We start from the raw sequence: 20881 nt of genomic DNA on the forward strand, positions 1-20881 counted from the left end.
AACGGCTTTTACGCCGTTGTTTTTTTATTTTGGAAAAGAAATGACGAAAGTCGTGCCTTTTTCAACCTTGCTTTTGACTTCGATCGTTCCGTTATGGTTTTCGATAATATTAAAGGTTACCATAAGTCCGAGGCCGGTTCCTTTTTCTTTTGTCGTCAGAAACGGCTCTCCGATTCGTTTGAGGACATGCTCTGGTATCCCTTCGCCTTCATCTTGAACCGTTACGGTAACGGACTCATCGGTTTCGTTGACGCCCAAATGGACGGTTCCGCCGTCTGGCATCGATTCGACAGCGTTTTTAATCAAGTTGATAAAGACTTGCTTCAGCTGATTTTGATCGCCTTTTATAAACACTTTTTCAACCGAGAGATTCGTATTGATCAAAATGCCGTTTAAGTTTGCCTGCGTTTCCAGAAGAGCAGTCACTTCGCGGATCAGCCTGACGAGGTCAAGCTTTTCTTTCAGGGCGTTTTGCTGCGGCTTGGCCAGCATGAGAAGCTCGCTTAATATCAGTTCGATTCTGCTCAATTCGGAAAATATAATATCAAAATAGTGCTCGTTTTCTTCCATCGTCGGCTTCATCAGCTGTAAAAATCCTTTAATGGCGGTAAGCGGATTGCGGATCTCGTGGGCGATTCCGGCTGCAAGCTGACCGGCAATCGACAATTTTTCCGAGCGCAGCATCAGCTCTTCGGTCTGTTTTCGTTCAGAAATGTCCCTTAAAATGATCTGAACGGCCGTTTCGCCGAAAAACGTCGTCGGAATGCAGACCATTTCGGTGTAAATGAGTCGTTTTTCAAACGTATACCAGGTCTGTTTGATGATTTCCGATTCAGATTTGCGGTCCGTGATCCGGTTGAGCCTGGTTTTCACGTTTTCATGATCACAAGGATGAAGCTGTTCATATATATCCCTGCCGATTAAATCTTCATACGTTTTCGCTTCAAACAGCCTGATCCCGGATTCGTTCATAAATACCCATTTTCCTTTGTGGATCACGGCAATCGTGTCAATCGAGTTTTGGATCAGGAGCTGGTAGCGTTCCCTGCTTTTTTGCAAAATCGTTTGAAATTTTTTTCTTGACGAAATATCAATGAGCAGAAGAAGCTCCGCTTTTTGATTTTGAAAAACGGTCGGAGCCGCTTTCACTTCAAGGTGAACTTGCGTGCCGTCGAGCCTTTTCCACGTTTGCTCGATCATGCCGACATCAAGCCCTTTTTGCATTCTTTTAATTCGGTTTTTGACGATTTCGTGGTACTCTTTTTCGATAAAATCGTAGGAATACTTTCCGATAATTTGCCGTTTGTGCTCTGCCCCGAGCAGGCTGACCATGGCGTCATTGACATAGACGATTTTTCCTTGAACGCTGATGCACAAAGGACTGGGCAAGCCTTCCACCATCGCTTCAAATTCCTCTTTCTCCGGAGCTCCGGCGGTTTCCCCAAGCTCGGCTTCCTCATGTAAAGAGCTGTTCTTCTTAGAGGGACGGTCTTCAAACACTTTCATTTTGAGAACAATTTCCCGTTCTTTTTCTCCGACATGGGTCGTCACAAAATCGATCGATGCTTCAATCCAGATCATCGTATAATCTTTTTTCACAAATCTGAAGGTGCACGGCAGCAAATGGTGTTCATTGTAAAAATAACTTTCTACCAGAAAAAGATCGTCTTCGTGTAAATAGTCCTTCAAATACGTACCGATCAATTCACTCTGCTTGTAGCTTAACAGCTCTTCGCAGTTTGCGGATATGTATATAAAACGGCCGTTTGCTGAAAGGACTGCCTGTAAATTCATATGAGGTTTATATTGCTCAAAACGTTTTGTTTTTTGTTCCATCATATCCCTCCTTTATACCCTATTCATGACCAGCATTCATTAAAACGATTTTGTTTAAAAGGATTCGCTAAAATGCGAGAAATCTCCTTCAAAACTTCTAGCATTCGTCAAATTTTGATAACAAAAAAAGAACACGGAATTGACCCGTGTTCTTTTTTGTCTAATCTTTGCTGTATTTTTTTTGCAGATCGACATAAGCTTTGACGATTTTGGCAGCGATGTTTTTATTCATCTTCGTTTTGTCGTCAACAGACGGAACGACTACACTGAAGGCAACCTGCGGATTTTCCGATGGGTAATAGCCCGCAAAGGTGATATTGTAAGTTGGTGTACCCCACCAGTTTCGGTTTGTACCGTAGTAGTTCGTCTCTGCCGTTCCGGTTTTGCCTGATACGTCAAGCGAACCGAATGCGCCGGCGGCAGTTCCCGTCTGGGTTACTCTTTTAAATCCCCGCTTGACGATGGCGATGTCGCTTTCGGAATTGTTGATGCGATTAAGAACATTGGGAGAACGCTCTTCAATGACAGGACCGAGTTTTTCGCTTTCAGGCTGGTGGATGCTTTTCACGACTCTCGGCTGCACTCTGTATCCGCCGTTGGCAATCGCTGAAACGTATTGGGCGAGCTGCAGAGGCGTGTATGTGTCAAACTGTCCGATCGCTTCATCAAGAAGGAGACCCCCGACTATTTTCGGGTTCGTCTGCATCCCGGCCGACTCCTGCGGCAAGTCAATGCCTGTTTTCACGCCGAGCCCAAATTGATTGTAGTAATACCTCATTTTCTTTAAGTCCTCCAGGTCTGCCGGAAGGGGGGCGCCCGGTGTGTACGTTATGCCAGCCATCCTCAATGCCACATAAAACATATAAACGTTCGAACTTTTTTCCAGCGCTCTGACTTCATCAGCCCAGCCGATGGTGTTTCCTCTGTAGGAGCCTTTTTTAACATTACCTGCGAAGGTCAGCTGATGATCTAAATATCTCTGCCCGTGCGGCATACCGTCTTGATAACCGGCAAGCACTGTCGCGCCTTTGACCGCCGACCCCATTTCATACTGTGTCGTAAAAGTGCCGATCGCATAATCGGTTATTTTGCCGTCGACGATCCGCTTTCCGGCCATTGACAGAATGTCTCCGTTGTTCGGATCCATCATGACGACGAACGCTCTGTCCAGCATGTAGTTTGAGCCGCGGAATTTATTAAGCTCCTCTTCGATAGCCTCTTCGACTTTCTTTTGGAGCTCTATATCGAACGTCAGCTGCAGATCGTAGCCGCGTCTTCCTTCATCGACCGTTTTCTGGCTGACGACCTCGCCTGAACGGTTTTCCGTATATTGCACCTTCGCTTTTTTCGGGTTTAAATATTCTTCATACTGATACTCGAGATAGCTTTTTCCGACCCTGTCATTCCGCGCGTAGCCTCTCGTCAGGTAAAAATCCTGCCTATCCTTGAGCAGCCCCTGCTCAGGTGTCGTAACGCCTCCGAAAATCGAGTGCAGCGTCTTCTCGTAAGGATATTTCCGCGTCCAGTCCATAATGACGTCGACCCCGGGCAGCTCTTCAAGATGCTCGGAGACGCGCGACACCTCTTCATACGTTAAATCGCGGGCAGGCTGCTGTTTTGACGTTTTTTCGTCAAGCAGCTGGGCGTCCCCCTTTGCCGCGGTTTTCGGATTCATCGATTTTACGATTTGCGGTTCATAGGCGTAGCCGCCGGAAAATCTTCTGAAAAACGCCGCCGTTTCGAGCTCCTGTTTATCTTTCTTAAGGGCTGCGATTTCTTCGGCTGGAACCCGTTCAACCTGAAGGGCGTATGTTTTGCTGGACTCCAGTTTTTTCTCATCCTTGCTCAAAAGCGCCTCGGCTTTTTTCGGATGTGCGGCAAGCCAGTAGTCCTTCAAGTCTCTCTCTTTCAGAAATGACGTATCGATATCGATCAGCTTTGCAAGCTTTTTGGCCGTGCTGATTTTTTCTTTCGTTTTTGTATTCGATGTCACCGTGTACGTAATCGCCGGGACGCTTTGGTTGTCAACGACAACCCTGCCGTTTCTGTCGTACATTTTGCCCCGGGGAGCCGGATAAGACGCGATTTTGGCTTCGGTTTTTGAAGCCTGACGCTCATATTCCTCTCCGTTGACGATTTGTACGAGGCCGAGCTTCACGATCAGTGCGGCGAACAAAGTGAACACTGCAAAGAAATACAGATTAATCCGCCACATGCGTGAACGCCTGCTTTTTTTTATTTGAGCCGGATCATGTCCAGTTTCAGTCACCCACAACTCTCTCCTCTCACGATATTCCACTTTTGCATTAAATAACTGAGTCTTATTGTAACACTTTTGTAATGGTTGTTACAATCTGTAGTTTTGAAAAAGGCTGTCAATCACTTTTTCTATTAAAATTTATCTAACATATTTAAAATTTGGTACGTTTATGACAAGACGTGTAAAAATACAAATTGGTTGCACATTGTCAGAAAAGGATTTTCCCTTTTTTTATAACAAAGTTAACAACAACTGCACGTCAAAGGAAATTAATGGATCAATTATTTCAAAAAACGCATGTTATGATGCTAGTGTACAAAACAAAACTACAACATTTAGGAGGATCATAGTTTATGAAAAAAGCTTTTCTTCTATCAGCGGCTGCTGCTGCATCGATCTTCACGTTCAGCGGTCAGCATGCGGATGCTAAAGAGCAGCCTCAAGTTCAAGTGAAAACCATTCATTCTATAAATATTTCTGATTTGGCCGGCAAGCTGAATATTCAAAATCCGAACCAGCTGTCTAAAGCTGACCAGGAAAAAATTCAGTCTCTGCTTCGTTCTTATATGAATCAAGGAAATCAGCCGAAAGCATCTGCTCCGGCTCCAAAAGCGTCCAAGCCTGCTCAGAAACAGGAAGCTTCAAAACCTGCGGCTTCTAAAGAGCAGTCTTCTGAAACAAAGCAAAACACGACAGCTTCTTCAGTAAGTGCATATGAAAAAGAAGTCGTTGACCTGACAAACGCCGAAAGAACTAAACGCGGCTTAAAACCTCTGAAACTGGATGAGAAACTAAGCAGCGTCGCCCGCAAAAAATCTGAAGATATGAGAGATAAAAACTACTTTGATCACAACAGCCCGACTTACGGATCTCCTTTTGACATGATGAAGAAATTCGGCATCACATACCGTACAGCAGGTGAAAACATCGCAAAAGGCCAAAGAACGCCAAAAGAAGTCGTACAAGCCTGGATGAACAGTGAGGGCCACAGAAAAAACATTCTGAACCCTGACTTTACAAATATCGGTGTCGGCTATGTGAAAGACGGAAACATCTGGACTCAGCAGTTTATCGGAAAATAAGCCTGATCAAAAAAACCACTTGCGATTTGCAAGTGGTTTCAGCTTGTCGACAAAGTCACAAAAAAAGTGGCTTGATCGACAAGCTTTTTTTGTTAAAATGTGTGTGGAATCTAATTTTTGGAGGTTTTACCATGTTGACCAAACACTCTAAAGATCAGCGTGAACAGCTTGAAGTCTTTGCCTTAAGTGAGCTTGTACCTGAAGACCATTTGGTCAGGAAGATGGAAGAAGCCATTGATTTTTCATTTATTTATGAAAAAGTTGCCCCTCTTTATTCTTCAAAAGGGCGTCCAAGTATTGATCCTGTTGTACTGATTAAAATGGTGCTCATTCAATACGTGTTTGGTCATCGCTCCATGCGCGAAACCATTAAGCGAATCGAAACTGATGTAGCCTATCGCTGGTTTATTGGATATGGATTCTCTGAAAAAATCCCTCATTTTTCAACCTTCAGTAAAAACTATGAACGTCGCTTTCATGACACAGACCTATTTGAAACAATCTTCTATAAGATTTTACGTCAAGCCATGGATCTCGGCCTCGTCGATCCTTCGGTCGCCTTCATCGACAGCACACATGTCAAAGCGAATGCCAATAAGAAAAAGTTTGTGAAAAAGATCGTAAGAAAAGAAACAAGAGCTTATCAGGAGCAGCTAGATCAAGAAATTAATGCCGATCGCGAAGCGAACGGAAAAAAGCCCTTAAAGCCCAGGCGATGCTTAGAGGAACGAGAAGTAAAGGAAAGTACAACTGATCCTGAGAGCGGATATTTTGTCAAAGGCGAACGAGAACGTCTTTTTGCCTATGGATTTCATACAGCTTGTGATCGGAACGGATTTGTGCTGGGAACGGTTGTTGAGCCTGCCAATATCCATGACAGCCAAGTGTTCGCGTCGCTGTTTCAACAAGTAAAAGAGCGCGTTGCCAAGCCTCATACGGTCGCAGTTGATGCCGGATACAAAACACCGGTTATCGCAAAATTTCTTCATGAAGAAAACGTTCGCCCTGTTATGCCTTACACGCGTCCGCAAACCAAAAAAGGATTCATGAGAAAACACGAGTATGTTTACGATGAATTTTATGATGTCTATATCTGCCCGCAAGACCATATTCTCTCCTATCGCACAACCAATCGGCAAGGTTATCGAGAGTATGCTTCAGATCCAAAACGATGTAAACCATGTCCATTACTACATACATGTACAGAAAGTAGAGATCATCGAAAGATGATTCACAGACATATCTGGCAGGATCATTTAGACGAAGCTGATCATCTTCGGCATACGGAAGAGAATAAACAAATCTATGCCAAACGTAAAGAGACGATCGAACGAGTTTTTGCCGATTTAAAACATAAGCATGGCCTGCGCTGGACAACCCTACGGGGAAAGAAAAAATTGTCCATGCAGGCGATGCTTGTTTTCGCTGCCATGAATCTGAAAAAGCTGGCGAATTGGACCTGGAAGGGTCCTAATCGCCAGCCTTCTGATCGAAATAATAGAATAAAATGGACAAAAACAGGTCGGATTTTTAAAATCCGACCTGTTTTGTCAACGGTCTGAAACCACTTGCGATTTGCAAGTGGTTTTTCGTTTATTGATACTCTGTCCATAGCTTGTAGATGCTTTGTGTGCCGCTGTTTTCCTCGCCTTTTTCAGCGAGGCGGTCATAAAGGGATTTCGCGAGCTCAAGTCCCGGCATTTTTTCTCCCATCAGCTCGGCTTCTTCAAGCGCGATTCCCATATCTTTAATAAAATGCTTGACATAAAAACCCGGTTCAAAGTCGCCTTTCAGCATCCTTGGCGCGAGGTTGGAAAGAGACCAGCTTCCTGCGGCTCCGGTGGTGATGCTTTTTAGTACATTTTCCGGGTCAAGACCCGATTTTTTGGCGTAGGCCATCGCTTCTGCGACGCCGATCATCCCTGCGGCAATCGCGATCTGATTGCACATTTTCGTATGCTGGCCGCTGCCTGCAGGTCCTTGATATTGAATGTTTTCGCCCATGATCGAAAAAATCGGCAAGCAATCTTCAAAAGCCTTCCGTTCTCCGCCGACCATAATGGCGAGCGTGCCGTTCCGCGCGCCGATGTCTCCCCCTGATACCGGGGCATCCAATGCGTAGAGTGACTTCTTCCTGGCAGCCGCTTCGATTTTTTTGGCGAGCGACGGCTTTGAGGTTGTCATGTCAATAAGATACGAACCCTTTTTGGCATTTTCAATAATACCCCCGCTTCCAAAGTACACTTCCTCGACATCCTGCGGATAACCGACCATTGTGATGATCACATCTGCCGCTTCCGCCAGTTCTTTAACGGAGGATTTCCACTCTGCTCCTTTTTCAAGAAGGTTATCGGCCTTCCGCTTTGTTCTCGTATAGACGACTACCGGATACCCTTCTGTTAAAATATGAGACGCCATGCTGTTTCCCATGACCCCCAGACCGACGAATCCGATCGTTTGTTTCATGTTGTCTCCTCCTTAAATTGCTTTTACCATACCGCCGTCTACTAACAATGTTTGCCCAGTCATATATGTATTGCGTCCAGATAAAAGAAAGCTTGCATATTGGGCAAAATCTTCAGGCCGTCCATAGAAACCGAGCGGGATTTGCTTTTCATAGTCTTCTTTAACCTCATCTTGGGAAAGGCCCGTTTTTTCGGCTTTTTGCCGATCAAGCTCTGCAACGCGGTCTGTCGCAATTCTTCCCGGTGCCAGCGTGTTGATCAAAATCCGATCGTCCGCCAGCTCTTCCGCCAGTGTTTTCGTGAGGCCGACGATGCCCATCCGGAACGTATTTGACAATAAAAGCCCCGGAATCGGCTGTTTGACTGATGATGAAGCAATATTGATAATCCGTCCGCCGCCTTTTTTTAAATAAGGAAGAGTCTCCCGGATTAAGCGGATATAGCTGAGCAAATGAAGCTCAAACGATGATGTCCAATCTTCGTCCGTCAGCTCCAGCAGACCCCCGCCTTTTGGACCCCCGACATTGTTGACAAGCATGTCGATCGCCCCGTAGGTTTCGGCCGTCTTTCGAACAAGCGCTTGAATGTCCTCTGCGTTTGCAAGGTCGCACACTTGGTAAGATACAGAGCCGCTGCCGAGCGCGTCGAGTTCTTGTGCGGCACCTTTTAAGGATGCTTCATGTCTTCCAGACAGCATGATATTGGCGCCTTCTTCAGCAAGCGCGGAGGCGATCGCTTTCCCCAGTCCTTTGCTGCTTGCGGCGACAAGCGCGGTTTTTCCTTTGATCTTTAAATCCACAGACATCAGCTCCCTTCTTTTTTATAGTGTACCATGCGTCGCCTGAAAATTGGAATAAAGGAGAACCCCCTCCTTAAAAGAGGGGGCGGCGTTTGTTCGTTATACGTTAAATTTGTTAATCGCGTCCAGCAGCTCTTTGTTTGCAGTACTGAGCGTTTCGGTCGATGTCGCAATCGTTTCTAGCGCCGCAAGCTGTTCGTTTGTGGAAGCATTGACTTCCTCAGCGGCTGCTGCCGATTGCTGGGAAATGGCTGAAATGCTTTGGATCGAATCCGTCATCTGCTGCTGCTCGGCGCTCATCACCGAGATCTCTGAATAAATGTGATCAATCGATTTGACGAGTTCCTGCATTTCTGCGGTAATTTTACTGAGCGCTTCTCCCGTCTCGTGAATCATGTCATTTTGCTGTTCATTCATCTTGCTCGCTTCCGTCATGGCTGAGACGGCTTCTTTTGTTTCAAGCTGAATCTGTTTGACGGTTTCGCTGATGTTCTGGGATGAGGCAGCCGATTGTTCGGCCAGCTTTCTGACTTCCTCCGCCACTACGGCGAAACCGCGCCCGCTTTCTCCGGCCCGGGCCGCTTCAATGCTCGCATTAAGGGCGAGCAGGTTGGTTTGGTCCGAGATGGCTGAAATCGCTGTGACGACTTCTTCGATGTTTTTCGTTTTTTCTTCGAGTTTTTGAAGCATTTGCTCCACTTTTTTCGTTTCGGCATTGGCTTCATTCGATTTTGCCAACAGCTGGCCGAGCGCATCGATTCCCTCGTAGCTTGCATCTTCCGACGTTCTCGAAAGCTTCTGGATGCTGTCGGCGTGGTTTTCGATTTCTTTAATTTTGACAGACAGCCGTTCGGATTTTTCATTTACGGTTTCGACCTCGGCAGCCTGTTCTGTCGCACCGGCTGCCACTTCTTCAATCGCCTTGGCGATTTCATCGCTCGTCGATACCGTTTCCTCTGATACCGCACTCAGCCGGTCGGTCGATTCAGATACTTTTCCGGAGGACGCCCTTACTTTAAGGATCATCTCTTTCATATGATCGACCATTTTGTTAAAGTCATTTGTCAGCGTGCCGATTTCGTCTTTTGATTTAACAACAGACTGAACGGTTAAATCACCTTCAGCGACAGCTTTTGTCTTGGTAATGAGCTGCTTAATCGGCCCTGTAATCGATTTCGCCAGGAAATAGCTCAAAATAATGGCGGCCGCTAAAGCGATTGCAGAAATGATGATGACCATTTTGTTCATTTCACCCGCGACCCATAGCAGCTTTCCGCTTTCAAATTGCGTGCCGATTTTCCAACCGGTGCTGCCGACGGTCTGATATGCGATGACGCTGTCTTTGCCTATCTTGATGCCGTCCTGTCCGGAAAGGACGTTTTTATATGTCTGATCCTGCGACATATCTTCGCCTTGTTTTGACGGATGCGCCAGCATCATCCCCTGTTTGTCGATTAAAAACGCATATCCATCATAAGGCATTTTTTGGTTTTCAATAATTTTGTTGATTGAATCTAAGGACAGGTCAAAGCTGACGACTCCTTTTACTTTTTGATCGATTACGATCGCTTTTGCAGCCGTGATGGTCAGCTCTCCGGAAACGGCGTCTTTGTATGGCTCCGTCCAGACGACTTTGTCAGGCGTTTGTTCAGCTCCTTTATACCAAGGTCTTTCAGCCGGATTATAGTTTTTTTCAAACGTTTTCTTAGGGAATGTGAACATTTCCTTTTGATCTGTACCGATATAAACTAAATTGACAAACTCATTTTTCTCTTTTATCTGTTTTAAATCATCGTTGAGTAGCTTCGTGATGTCGCCGTTCCTGTCTTTGAGGAACGTTTGGGCCAATTGCCCGTCGCTTATTTGCTCAAGCGCCGTTTCATAGTTTTTCAGCTGGAGCTCGATATTTCCTTTAAGCGAACTGAGCAGGCTTGAAGTAGAATCTTTTGCTTCTTCCTCAAGCATCGATTTTAGGATGAACGTTGTTGAAAATTGGAGAACGATCACTGTCAAGATCAGGACGACAGCTACGAAACCCGCAATTTTAATGTGCAGTTTTTTAAACACGCGACCCCTCCTTTTTACATACACTTTCATATTTTTTATCGGCTTTTATTCCTATTGTTTAAGACAAAAATCAATTTATAATGAAGGGAAATGAAAAAGGGGTGATGGGTGATCCTCAAACAGTTTTTTGTCGATTACGGTGCAATGTACCAGCAGGTGGAGATCCGCAATTATTCGTATAAAGATATTCCGGCTTTGGTTTCTCTGCAAAAAGAATGCTTTCCTCCGCCTTTTCCGGAAGAGCTTTTATGGAATGAAAAACAGCTACGTTCACATATTGACGTTTTTCGGGACGGTGCGCTTTGCGCAGCGTTAGGAGGGCGCATCATCGGCTCAATGACAGGTTTGATCATCAATTTTGATCCGGATCGCCCCCGCCACAAATGGGAAGACGCGACAGATCGTGGGTACATCCGGAATCATCAGGAAGACGGCAATGCTCTTTATGTCGTTGATATTTCCGTTTCCCCTCTGTACCGGAAACTCGGAATCGGGAAGCGGCTGATGCAGACGATGTATGAATTGACGGTGTTTAAAGGTCTCGAACGGCTTTTGGGAGGCGGGCGCATCCCCTGCTACCACAAGTCGGCTCATAGCATGTCCCCTGAACAATATGTGCAGGCCGTTTTAGACGGCAAAAAGCGGGATCCTGTTCTGTCGTTCCTTCTGCACTGCGGACGGTCGCCTCTTTGCGTCATTCCGGAGTATCTTGAAGATGAGGAATCGCTGAATAATGCTGTATTGATGGAATGGAAAAATCCTTTTTTGACATGATGATAAAAGGAACCCCCTGATTGCAAAGAAGGTTCCGGACCAGCACAATCAAGGGGAAAAAGGGCTCTCCTATGTAAAATACTCGATCTTGGATTCGGGAAAATACTTGTCGACATACGATTCCAATGCGCTTCGCAGCTCCGCTTCTTCGTCTTTTTGATAAATGTATTTTCCGATCCCGTATCTGCCCCATTTGTAGCGGCGCTTTTCTTCATCAAGTTCGAGCTTTGATTTCGGATAGTTTTTTTCGATAACCCGTTTGGCCGGTTTTGTAAATCGATGCTGGATCATTTCAAATGTAATGTCATTTCTGACATGGCGCGGCAGCGCCTGATCCAGCTTTTCGAGAAGGATTCTGTAGCCATCCTGCCAGCCGTCGTGAATGTAAATAGGCGCGATGATGAAGCCGAGCGGATAGCCGGCTTCCGCGACTTTAACGGCCGCTTCAATCCGCTTGTCCAGCGGGGATGTGCCCGGCTCAAAGTTTTTAATCACGAAGTCTGCGTTTACGCTGAATCTGAATCTTGTTTTGCCGTTGTGCTTTGCGTCGAGCAGATGGTCGACATGGTGGAATTTCGTGACGAAGCGCAGCCTGCCGAGATCGGTTTGTCCAAAATGCTCGATCGCCCGCTTTAACGTGTGGGTTAAATGGTCGATTCCGACGATATCAGACGTGCAGGATGCTTCAAACCTCGTCTGCTCCGGAGCCCTCTCTTTCATATATTGATCCGCCTGATCAAGAATTTCCTCAACATTGACATATGTTCTGATATACGGCTTGCTTCCCATGGTCGTCTGCAGATAGCAGTAGTGGCAATGGCCCATGCAGCCGGTCGCAAACGGTATCGCATATTCAGCGGAAGGCTTTGACGAATCAAAAGTTAACGTTTTTCTGACGCCGATCACTAAAGTCGATTTTGCGTTTCGGTATTTTTGCAAATGGCCTTCTCCCGGTATATTCCGTACCTGGTTGTGGGAAGTCGTCTCTCTGATCTCTAGTCCCATTCGGGAAAATTTATCTTTCAGCTCCCTTCCGAGCGGATATTCCAAAGCGCGCGGCTCAATATAGACAAGCTGGGGAACAAACGGTTTTATCATTGGAAAAAAGCACACATCCTTTACTTATTTCCAATACTTTTTGCCATATTCCCCGTTTATATGCGGACTTTACTCAAACAAATCCCGGTAAAGCCGCTCTGCCTCCTCGTATGAAGAAAAAACGGCATCATCCTCGGCGAACGCATGATACGTATCATAAATAAACAGTGCCAGTTCGCCTTCGTGAAGGGGATGCTCGACAACCTCGGCTTCCTTGATATGCGCTACGTTTGCAGCATGCGGGTTCCGGTATATGACATACACATGATCCCCGGCTTTGACATGTTGTTTTGACATGAGAAAAACTCCCTTCTCTTTTCGGGTCAACTCGTATTATCCCCGTCCGCAGCAGGCTGCATTCAGAACAAACAACAAAAAACCCAGACATAAATGATATGCTCCCCTAAAGGTAGACAGATGAAATAAAAAAATCTGTTTGCCTTGGGGGAGTTTTTTCATGGCTGGAAAATGGTTTTCAAAAGAAGAAAAATTGAATATTCTATCAGAATGTGATCAGGGCAATAATTCGGTGAAGGAGATCGCAGAAAAATATGGCATTCATGCCGAAACGATTCGTGAATGGAGAACATCGCATGATATGGCGGGTGTGGAGAGTTTGGAACGTTCAAAGCGCCATAAGTTCTATCCCGCAGAATTAAAATACAATGCCGTGAAAGACTTCTTATCCGGACGCTACTCTCAAAGAGAAATCTCGAGAAAATATAAGATTTCCAGTAAATCCGTACTCATGAAGTGGGTTGAGCTTTATAATGGTCATAAAACGTTAAAAGACAGCGGGAGAGGAAGGAATCGTTTGATGACCAAACGGAAGAACGTTTCATTGGAAGAACGGATTGAGATTGCGAAGGATTGTCTAGCTCATGGAAAGGACTACGCCAGATCAATGGAGATTCATCAAGTCTCCTACCAACAGGTGTATCAATGGGTGAAAAAGTATCAAGAAGGCGGAGAAGAGGCCTTAAAAGACAACCGAGGGAAACGCAAAACCGAAGAAGAATTGACACCTGAAGAAAAAATTCAACGGGAAAACAAACGGCTGGAACAGGAAAATGAGCGTTTGCGCGCAGAGAATGCGTTCTTAAAAAAGTTGGAAGAGATCAAAAGGAGGCGGTTCTAAGTCAGGTTCGGTACGAAGATCGATATCTCGCCATTTTAGAGCTGAATCGAAAAGAAGGCTTTTCTGTCCAAATGTTATGTGAGATTGCCGAAGTTTCGCGCCAGGGGTATTACAAATGGAGGAGCCGAGTACCTTCAGCGAGAGAAAAACAGAATGAAAAGATTATCGCCAAAATGGCGCTACTTCACGAACAAATTGGCGGTATCTACGGATACCGCAGAATGACCTTAAACATGAACCGCCGCTTTAAAGAGCGCCTCAATCATAAGCGCATCTATCGGCTGATGAAAATTGCCAAGCTGGAGTGTGTCATTCGGCGGAAGAAAAAACGTTACGGCAAAGCGACGCCTCAACATGTGTCCGAAAATATCCTGAATCGAGAGTTTAAAGCGGACAAACCAAATCAAAAATGGGTGACTGATGTGACAGAGCTAAAATACGGCCATCGGAAAGCGTACCTCAGTGCCATTTTAGATCTTCATGAGGGAATGGTCGTGTCTTATGTGCTGGGGAAATCCAATAATAACGCCCTTGTGTTTAAAACCTTGAACCAAGCGCTTGAGGCAGCCCCAAACGCACGTCCTCTCCTTCACAGCGACAGAGGTTTTCAATACACGTCCCACCAGTTTAGAAGGATGATTGAAAACGCAAATATGACACAGAGTATGTCCCGCGTCGGCCGCTGTATTGATAACGGCCCCATCGAGTCGTTTTGGGGGAAATTAAAATGCGAGAAATACAGACGGAATTCATACGAGACGTTCGAGGAGCTTCAACATGATATTGACGAATATATCCACTTTTACAACCACGATCGTCTACAAGAAAAACTAAACGGCCTCAGCCCGGTGGAATACAGGGCTAAAGCCGTCTAGTGTGTTTGAGTTATTTCCACTGTCTACTTGACAGGGTGCAGTTCAAAATGTCCGGGTTTCCTTCGTCAATTAAGACAATTTGAATGTATCTTTTACGAATTGAACGACTTCTTCTGTTGTACTCATAGAAAGAATTTGTTCTTTAAAAGATTCCGCCTCTTTTTTAGAAAGCTTGCTGATTTGCGTTCTTGCCGGAAGAATCGATGTTGCGCTCATTGAGAATTCGTCAAGGCCAAGGCCGAGAAGAATCGGAATCGCAATTTCGTCCCCAGCCATTTCGCCGCACATGCCGACCCATTTTCCTTCTTTATGAGCCGCTTCAATGACAAGCGTAATTAAGCGGAGAATCGCAGGGTTGTACGGCTGATAAAGGTATGAAACGCGTTCGTTCATCCGGTCGGCAGCCATTGTGTATTGAATCAGGTCATTTGTTCCGATGCTGAAGAAATCAACTTCTTTCGCAAACTGGTCGGCTATAACCGCAGTCGACGGAATTTCAACCATCATGCCGACTTCGATGTCATCGGACACCTTGTGGCCTTCTGATTGAAGCTTTTCTTTTTCTTCAAGGAGAATCGCTTTCGCTTCTTTGAATTCATTAACGGTCGCGATCATAGGGAACATAATTTTCAAGTTTCCATATGTACTTGCCCGTAGCAGCGCACGAAGCTGCGTTCTGAAAATCTCCTGCTCATCCAGGCAAAGACGGATGGCTCTGTATCCTAAGAAAGGATTCATTTCTTTTGGCAGTTCCAAGTATGGAAGCTCTTTGTCTCCGCCGATATCAAGGGTACGAACGACAACGGATTTGCCTTCCATACGCTCGAGAACGGTTTTATAGGCATCGAATTGCTCTTCTTCTGTTGGAAGCTGGTCTCTTCCCATGTAAAGGAACTCTGTGCGGTAAAGTCCGACGGCTTCGCCTCCATTTTCGAGAACGCCTTTTACATCGTCAGGCGTACCGATGTTGGCGGCAAGTTCGACATGATGGCCGTCTTTTGTGACGGTCGGCTCGTTGACGAGCTTGGCCCATTCAGCTTTTTGCTCCAGGAACTTTTGGTGTTTTTGTTCGTATTGAGCGATGATCTCTTGTGAAGGATCAACGATCACATCGCCATTGATGCCGTCGACGATAACAGTCACGCCGTTTTGAATTTCCTTCGTCGCCGCTTTCGTACCGACAACCGCAGGAATTTCCAAAGAGCGGGCCATGATGGCTGAGTGGGACGTACGTCCGCCGATATCCGTTGTAAACCCTTTAACAAAACGGCGGTTCAGCTGCGCTGTATCAGACGGAGTCAAGTCACCGGCAACGATGACCACTTCTTCGGAAATCAAGCTCGGATTCGGAATATCGACGCCGAGAAGATGTCCTGTGACGCGCTTCGTGACATCACGGATGTCTGCTGCGCGTTCCTTCATATATTCGTTATCCATTGACTCGAACATGGATACGAACATGTCAGCCGTCTCTTTCAAAGCAAATTCCGCATTCACGGAATCTGATTTGATTTTATCTTTTACAGGGTTTAACAGCTCAGGATCGCTCAATACTAAAAGATGCGCGGAAAAAATTTCTGCTTTATCTTCGCCAAGCTCTTTCAAAGCATGGCTTTTAATCGTTTCAAGCTCTTTTTTTGAATCCTCGATTGCTTGGTCAAAACGATTAACTTCCGCTTCAAAATCAGAGATGTTTTTCTTTTCAACCGTTAGATCAGGCTCCTCAAGCCGATATGCTTTTGCAATTGCAATACCGGCTGAAGCTCCTATTCCTTTTAATTCAAGCATTACTCGCCAAGTCCTTCGCTTTTCATTGTATCTTCCAATGCAGCAAGTGCATCATTCTCGTCAGCACCTGAAGCAGAAATCGTAATTTCGGCACCTTTCGCAATGCCAAGAGACATAACGCCCATAATTGATTTTAGATTTACGGTTTTACCGTTATATTCCAAATTGATATCTGCATCGTATTTGCTTGCAGTTTGTACGAGAACAGTCGCAGGACGTGCGTGGATACCAGAGTCTGCAGTTACTTTAAACGTTTTTTGTGCCATTTTAATCAATCTCCTTTTAGCTTTAATACATTCACAATATTATATCATACAGCCGCACATGTCATCTGACAAGTACGGCCATTTTATGAACTTATTTTTCGATGCGGACGATTTCGTCTTGTGTCATGCTGACAGAGCCTTCCACATTAAGGCTTACGCTTTCGCCTTCTTTCAGGTTTGTGAAAACGATTGGCGTCATGAGAGACGGTACTTTATCCTTCACTTTTTCAATGTCGACTTCAAGCATTTTCTGTCCCGGTTCAACGCGGTCTCCTTCAGAAACAAACGCCGTGAAGCCTTCCCCTTTCAAGCTGACGGTATCGATTCCAAAGTGAATCAGAATTTCTCTGCCGCCGTCGGATTGCAGGCCGATCGCATGCTTTGTCGGGAAGACGTTAAGCACTTTCCCTTTCACAGGAGAAACGACCGTACCTTCTGAAGGGAGAATCGCAAATCCGTCGCCCATCATTTTGCCTGAGAATACTTGGTCAGGAACGTCCGTGATCGGGTGAATCTCTCCGGAAAGCGGTGAAACAAACACTTCTTCTCCCGCTTCATTTTGAAGAGGCTCTACCATGACTTCTTCAACCTGCTGTTCAACTTCGCCGCCGGCATCCGGGGCTTTTGCAGGTCTTGGCGTCCGACCTGACATGATATCCTGCATTTGCGATTTCAAATTGTCAGACTTAGGTCCAAAGATGGCCTGAATGTTGTTTCCGACCTCAAGAACTCCAGATGCACCAAGCTTTTTCAAGCGTTCTTTGTCAACTTTTTTCTGGTCGTTGACCGTTACGCGCAGCCTTGTGATACAAGCATCAAGGTGCTTGATGTTTTCTTTATCTCCCATTGCGGCAAGAATTTCATAAGGCAGATCTCCCGTCGTTTCCCCGCCGCCTTCAGAAGCGGTTTCGGCTGCGGCATCCTCGCGGCCCGGCGTTTTCAGATTGAACTTGCGGATCGCAAATCGGAACCCGAAGTAGTAAATAACGGCAAGCACCAAACCGACAGGAATGACAAGCCACCATGCCGTACGGTTAGGCAGAATTCCGAACAGGAAGAAATCGATCAGCCCGCCGGAGAATGTCATACCGATTTTGACGTGCAAGATGTCCATTATCATGAAAGACAGTCCTGCGAACACGCAGTGAATCGCAAACAGAATCGGTGCGACGAACAGGAATGAAAATTCAAGCGGTTCAGTAATCCCCGTCAGGAAAGATGTCAACGCGGCTGAACCCATGATGCCGGCAACAAGCTTTTTGTTTTCCGGTTTTGCTTCATGATAAATTGCAAGCGCAGCAGCAGGCAGACCGAACATCATGAACGGATATTTACCTGTCATAAATGTTCCTGCGGTCAATTGGACGCCGTCTTTAATCTGCGCCATGAAGATCCGCTGGTCACCACGGACGATTTCTCCGGCTTTATCGGTATAGCTGAAGAACTCATACCAGAACGGAGAATAGAAAATGTGATGCAAACCGAACGGAATCAACGCGCGCTCGATGATACCGAAGACAAACGCGGCCAGTGCCTCGTTTGCAGCAAGGAGCCCGTTTGAGAAGCTGTTAAGGGCGCCTTGGATCGGCGGCCAGACAATCAGCATGATCAGACCGAGAATTAATGCACAGACAGATGTTACAATCGGAACAAAACGCTTTCCGGCAAAGAATCCCAAATATTGCGGAAGTTCGATTTTGTAAAATTTGTTGTACATGGCGGCAGCCAGAACACCGACGATAATCCCGCCGAATACCCCGGTTGCCAATGTCGGAATTCCCAGCATTGTCGTGTAAGCCGGATGGTTTTCCGTGAAAAATTTCGCTCTTTCAACTGCATCGCTCGGAATGGTACCGTTTTGCAAAAGCACCGCGCTCATCGTTACATTCATGACAAGGTATCCGATAATGGCGGCAATTCCTGCGACTCCGTCTCCATTTGCAAGCCCGATGGCGACCCCGACCGCAAACAGGAGCGGAAGGTTGGAGAAGACGATGTCTCCCGAATTTTCCATAACCTTTGCAATGAGCTGGACCGTGCCATTGGTCAGGAACGGCGCGACCTTTGTCATTTGCGGATTTTGCATGGCGTTACCGAGGGCAAGCAGGATACCTGCGGCCGGTAAAATCGCAACAGGAAGCATGAGCGCCCGTCCGATTTTTTGCAGAACGCCGAATAGCGATTTAAACATGGTGTATACCCCCTCTAAGGATAGTTTGACCTTACAGCAAAAAAACATGACAAACACATTCAAAAGACATTCTTTTTCAATTTAACCGTTTACATTTCCTTTTTTAAACGACAAAAAGGCATGGTGAAAGCGGGTACACAAAGAAACGAAAGACAGCGTCTTCATTTCCTCCCTTTTTTCACTCATGCCTGATCGAATCAGTAACACGTTATAAAGGTGTTTATGAAATTTTATTAGTCAAACGGTACAAATGTAATGTTAAGTAAACGGCTTCTGCCTCATGAACAGGTTTCTTGAGCGATTGCTGCAAGATTTTGATCATCTTCCAAGCAGTATTGTAACATAGCGGATATTCCGTTTTCAACAACAACATTAATTTTTCCGGTTCCTGAGTCGGCTCTTCCCGCGTAATCCTGTCGATCGTAAAACGCAGGTGCCGTATCAGGCGCAAATAGTTGACGCTTTCCCTGTTCACCTTCATTTGAAAGGCGTCTTCAATCACCTGGACAAGCTTCGAAATGAGCTGCGAATGCTGATTGACTTCCGAAAGCGGCCTGTTTGTCAAAGCGCTGTGAATATGAAGGGCAATAAAACCGATCTCCCCTTCCGGAAGCTGAATGCCCGATTGTTCATTAATCATGTCAACAGCTTCTTTGGCGACTTCGTATTCTTTCGGATAAAGGGATTCCGTCTCAAGCAAAAACGGATTTTTCATATCAAAGCCTTGTTCCAATCGCTTGACAGCAAATGCGATATGATCTGTCAGCGCGACATGGATATGCTCATTGAGCGGCTGGCCGATTTTTTGCGCGATATGGTAAATGACGTCATTGGCGATATCAACCATTTTTTCATCGACATATGTGAGGAGCTTCTTATACTGCGATTGTTCTTTATCATTTTCCAGAATAAACATTTTTTCATAGTTCTCGTGTTCGATAAGATCTCCGCGCTTTTTGCCAAACCCGATCCCTTTTCCAATCAAAACGGCTTCCTTATAGTCTTCATGAAGGGCGATTAAAACGTTGTTGTTGAGTACCTTTTCAACGGTGAAGGATCTGTTCACGATCCTCAGCTCCTTTTTGTCATTCAATCTCTCATATCGTACAAAACTCATGAAAGCGCGTCAATTTATTTTGCCGTTTTTGATGAAAAATGTCGAATTTTTATCACTGATATTTCACTTATACTGTCGATCTTTCAATCAATCTGTAGGAAACGACCTGCTTTTCCGGCTCCTCCCCTTTGATTCTGTTTTGGAGAAGACGAAAGGCGTGCCTCCCCATTTCCTTCGTCTTGATTTCGATCGTTGAAATGCCGAGCACTTCGCTGATCGGCTGGTTATCGCAGCTTAATAAGGCAAGGGTTCCGGGAATATCGACACGGTGTTTTTTCGCCTCAAGATAAAGCCCTGCTGATACTTGATCATTAGCCACAAAAATCGCAGTCGGTTTTTCGTCCATTCCGCTCCATTTGGAAAACAGCTTTTGCCCGTCGGTAATCGTAAGCGATCGTTCAAAAACCCACTCATCCCGGTAAGGTTCACCGATGGCTTCAAGCGCTTCCTGATACGCCGCCAGCCGGAAATGGCTGTTCACACCATGTTTGCGCGCCAAGCCGATCGCTATTTTTCGATGGCCTTTTCCGATCAAAAAATCGAGCCCGCGGCGAAACGCTTCATGATGCGGGATGCTGACCGTTGAAAAACGGGGATCCTTTGAATCCTGGCACAGAATGAACGGACCCGTATCCCGCCAATTCAAAAGCTCTTCATCTGACATCGCTTTCGAACAAAAAATCAAGCCGTCCACCTGCCGCTGTTTCAGCTGTTCTAACGCAAACATTTCCTTTTCAAGCTGATAATCCGTCTGATAAAGCGCAAAATGGACCCCGGACTCGGCCGCTTCCTCGGCGATGCCTTCGATCAGTTCGCTGAAATACGGCATGCTGACCGTCGGCAGCACAACGCCGATCATGTTTGAAAAGCCTTTCGACAGATGAACTGCATGCACGTTTCTCGTATATTCGAGCCGTTCGATCGTTTCAAGAACCTTTTTCCGCTTTTCTTCCTTCACGTAAGGATGGCCGTTAAGAACCCTTGAAACGGTCGTAATTGAAACACCTGCAGCTTCGGCTATTTCCCTGATATTCACCATTCGTTTCCCTTCTTTCATTTCATTCTTGCTCTGAAATGCATTTCATACTCTAAAATGAAAACAGCATCGGTGCTGATCACGTTTTC

Annotated in this window: 16 protein-coding genes; 4 read left to right on the forward strand and 12 right to left on the reverse strand. The window is 45.8% G+C overall.

What is annotated here, in order from left to right; genetic code table 11:
- Positions 1-24 precede the first annotated feature (24 nt).
- Complete coding sequence (locus MHB78_RS16190; RefSeq protein WP_046132424.1) at positions 25-1836, reverse strand: PAS domain-containing protein; 1812 nt, start codon at positions 1834-1836, stop codon at positions 25-27.
- A gap of 160 nt (positions 1837-1996) precedes the next feature.
- Positions 1997-4105 carry a penicillin-binding protein 2 gene (locus MHB78_RS16195; protein ID WP_046132425.1) on the reverse strand — a complete coding sequence of 703 codons (2109 nt, stop codon included), beginning with the start codon at positions 4103-4105 and terminating at the stop codon, positions 1997-1999.
- A 344-nt stretch (positions 4106-4449) separates the two neighbouring features.
- Here MHB78_RS16195 and MHB78_RS16200 point away from each other — a divergent pair, with 344 nt between their 5' ends.
- A complete protein-coding gene (locus MHB78_RS16200; RefSeq protein ID WP_046132426.1) occupies positions 4450-5178 on the forward strand; it encodes a CAP domain-containing protein in 729 nt (242 codons plus the stop codon).
- A gap of 131 nt (positions 5179-5309) precedes the next feature.
- On the forward strand, positions 5310-6740 hold the full coding sequence (locus MHB78_RS16205; RefSeq protein ID WP_065894138.1) for an IS1182 family transposase: 1431 nt from the start codon (positions 5310-5312) through the stop codon (positions 6738-6740).
- A 31-nt stretch (positions 6741-6771) separates the two neighbouring features.
- Here the strand turns inward: MHB78_RS16205 and MHB78_RS16210 are convergent, their stop codons facing one another.
- The 3 genes from MHB78_RS16210 to MHB78_RS16220 form a co-directional block, all read right to left on the reverse strand.
- Complete coding sequence (locus MHB78_RS16210; protein ID WP_046131857.1) at positions 6772-7644, reverse strand: NAD(P)-dependent oxidoreductase; 873 nt, start codon at positions 7642-7644, stop codon at positions 6772-6774.
- A gap of 12 nt (positions 7645-7656) precedes the next feature.
- The gene (locus MHB78_RS16215; RefSeq protein WP_046131859.1) at positions 7657-8442 is read right to left on the reverse strand and encodes an SDR family oxidoreductase; all 786 of its coding nucleotides are present in this window, start codon (positions 8440-8442) and stop codon (positions 7657-7659) included.
- Positions 8443-8541: 99 nt separating this feature from the next.
- Positions 8542-10509, reverse strand: coding sequence for a methyl-accepting chemotaxis protein (locus MHB78_RS16220; protein WP_046131856.1), 1968 nt, complete (start codon positions 10507-10509; stop codon positions 8542-8544).
- A 144-nt stretch (positions 10510-10653) separates the two neighbouring features.
- Here MHB78_RS16220 and MHB78_RS16225 point away from each other — a divergent pair, with 144 nt between their 5' ends.
- Complete coding sequence (locus MHB78_RS16225; RefSeq protein ID WP_046131858.1) at positions 10654-11283, forward strand: GNAT family N-acetyltransferase; 630 nt, start codon at positions 10654-10656, stop codon at positions 11281-11283.
- Between the two features lie 69 nt (positions 11284-11352).
- Here MHB78_RS16225 and splB read toward each other — a convergent pair whose 3' ends face one another.
- A complete protein-coding gene (gene splB / locus MHB78_RS16230; protein ID WP_046131855.1) occupies positions 11353-12381 on the reverse strand; it encodes a spore photoproduct lyase in 1029 nt (342 codons plus the stop codon).
- 69 nt (positions 12382-12450) lie between these two features.
- Positions 12451-12678: a transcriptional regulator SplA domain-containing protein gene (locus MHB78_RS16235; protein WP_046131854.1), complete on the reverse strand. Its 228-nt coding sequence runs from the start codon at positions 12676-12678 to the stop codon at positions 12451-12453.
- Between the two features lie 160 nt (positions 12679-12838).
- Here MHB78_RS16235 and MHB78_RS16240 point away from each other — a divergent pair.
- Positions 12839-14394, forward strand: a protein-coding gene (locus tag MHB78_RS16240; protein ID WP_231947441.1) for an IS3 family transposase whose coding sequence is annotated in 2 segments (ribosomal slippage) — positions 12839-13496 and positions 13496-14394 — 1557 coding nt in all. Because the reading frame shifts where the segments join, the coding sequence is not laid out codon by codon here.
- 69 nt (positions 14395-14463) lie between these two features.
- On the opposite strand, the gene ptsP is transcribed toward MHB78_RS16240, so the two are convergent.
- From ptsP to MHB78_RS16265, 5 genes are all read right to left on the reverse strand, one after another.
- On the reverse strand, positions 14464-16182 hold the full coding sequence (ptsP, locus tag MHB78_RS16245) for a phosphoenolpyruvate--protein phosphotransferase (protein ID WP_046132446.1): 1719 nt from the start codon (positions 16180-16182) through the stop codon (positions 14464-14466).
- Positions 16182-16448, reverse strand: a complete 267-nt coding sequence (locus MHB78_RS16250; RefSeq protein WP_006638411.1) for a phosphocarrier protein HPr — start codon at positions 16446-16448, stop codon at positions 16182-16184. The genes ptsP and MHB78_RS16250 overlap by 1 nt, the downstream gene beginning before the upstream one ends.
- 91 nt (positions 16449-16539) lie before the next feature.
- Complete coding sequence (gene ptsG, locus MHB78_RS16255; RefSeq protein ID WP_046132445.1) at positions 16540-18639, reverse strand: glucose-specific PTS transporter subunit IIBC; 2100 nt, start codon at positions 18637-18639, stop codon at positions 16540-16542.
- A gap of 220 nt (positions 18640-18859) precedes the next feature.
- Positions 18860-19756 carry a transcription antiterminator gene (locus tag MHB78_RS16260; RefSeq protein WP_096891708.1) on the reverse strand — a complete coding sequence of 299 codons (897 nt, stop codon included), beginning with the start codon at positions 19754-19756 and terminating at the stop codon, positions 18860-18862.
- A 67-nt stretch (positions 19757-19823) separates the two neighbouring features.
- On the reverse strand, positions 19824-20795 hold the full coding sequence (locus tag MHB78_RS16265; RefSeq protein WP_046132443.1) for a LacI family DNA-binding transcriptional regulator: 972 nt from the start codon (positions 20793-20795) through the stop codon (positions 19824-19826).
- Positions 20796-20881: the final 86 nt, after the last annotated feature.

Source organism: Bacillus sp. FSL K6-0138, assembly GCF_037982765.1.
Taxonomy (GTDB): domain Bacteria; phylum Bacillota; class Bacilli; order Bacillales; family Bacillaceae; genus Bacillus; species Bacillus glycinifermentans.